Source organism: Deltaproteobacteria bacterium (assembly GCA_026712905.1).
Taxonomy (GTDB): Bacteria; Desulfobacterota; Binatia; order UBA9968; family JAJDTQ01; genus JAJDTQ01.
Genome location: JAPOPM010000049.1, coordinates 1 through 1,504, shown reverse-complemented (window position 1 = coordinate 1,504; position 1,504 = coordinate 1). Strand labels below are relative to the sequence as shown.

Below are 1,504 nucleotides of genomic sequence, written 5' to 3'. Positions count from 1 at the left end.
GACTTCGCATTCTTGTTGAGAGTGGAATCTCCCTGCATGATGCCCGTGGCCTCGAGAGCGGCTTCGATGTTGGCGTGGATGACCTTGAAGGCGCCGGCATAGGAATCGTAGATGCGCCGTTGCTCGTCCGAGAGGGCGTGTACCAGGATGTCCACCTCGACTCCGTGGTAGGCCAGTGCGCGCGCCTGATAGAGACCCAGGGCCTTCAGGTCTCTCGCAACCACTTCCATGGCGGCGACCCCGCCGGCCTCCATCGCCGACACGAAATCGGTCCGGGTCTCGAACGGCGTCACGCCGGCGGCCCAGAGGCCGAACCGGCCGGCGTAGGCCAGTCCCGGCACGGTGGTGGCTCCCGTAGCCGACACGTAGGTGATCCGGGCGTCTGGCAGCGCGTTCTGGAGCCGCAGGCCAGCGCGGCCCTGTGCGGACGGTTTCACCTCGCCGCGTGCGCTCTTGCCGCCGGCTGCGTTGGCCATGGCATGGGCCTCGTCGAAGACGATGGCGCCATCGAAGGCGTGGCGGTCGTCCTCGTCGGGTCCCCCGGCGAGCCAGCCCACGATCTGGTCGAGCCGCGAGGGCCGGCCCTGGCGGGACGGCGAACGCAGCGTGGCGTAGGTGGTGAAGAGGATTCCGGTGGGGTGTGGAATCTCAGCCCCTTGGCGGAAGTCGCCGAGCGGGATTACGTCGTCCTCGCGTCCTCCGAGGGCGGTCCAGTCGCGGCGGGCGTCTTCCAGGAGCTTGTCCGACTGGCTCAGCCACAGGGCGCGTTTCCGGCCGCGGAGCCAGCCATCGAGGATGATGGCCGCCACCTGGCGTCCCTTGCCGCAGCCCGTGCCGTCGCCCAGCATCCAGCCCCGGCGGAAGCGTACCGGCGCCGACAGGGTCTCGCCGTCGTCCGTGAGGGCGACATCTTCGTTCTCGTCGTCATGGCAACGCTGGACGGTCTCCCAGCCGGAGCCGATCCGGTAAGTCGCCGCGAGGTGGCCCTCGTGGGCCTGTCCCGCCAAGACGACGCTCTCGAGCTGGGCGTCCGACAGGAGACCGTCCGCCAGGACGCGTTCCGGCAGCAAGGGGCGGTAGGACGGCGTGGGATGGGGGACGGCGGCCATTGCCGCGGACTGCACCAGGGGTGTCGGATGCGCGGCTGCACCCGGAATCCGGAAGGCGCCGGGCCGCCAGGGCTCATAGGGTCCGGAGGCGGCGTTGCCGGCGTCCGTGGCGGAGTCCTCGGGCCCGGTCTCGACGGCCAGTTCGGACACCGATCCCCAGTCATGGGCCGGTGCGGATGCGGTCGCAGTGGTTCGCTTCGACGGGCGCGGCACTGCCGTGTTGCCGAAGAGATCGCGGCCGGGCACGGCTACATTGATGCGTACTTCCACCGGCAGGCGCGGTGGAACTTGGGAGATGACGGCTTCGAGCAGTTGGGCGGCGGTTGCGGCGCGGGCGCCGGGATCAACCTCGATGCCGGGCTGGGCTGTTCGGTCGAGCACGGTGAGCCTGGTGT

The 1,504-nt window shown here is 69.8% G+C and carries 1 protein-coding gene; it reads right to left on the bottom strand.

What is annotated here, in order from left to right; translation table 11 throughout:
• Nucleotides 1-1,490 (bottom strand): strawberry notch family protein (locus tag OXF11_04085; protein MCY4486279.1); only part of this gene is annotated, 1,490 nt, incomplete at its 3' end.
• Nucleotides 1,491-1,504 lie beyond the last annotated feature (14 nt).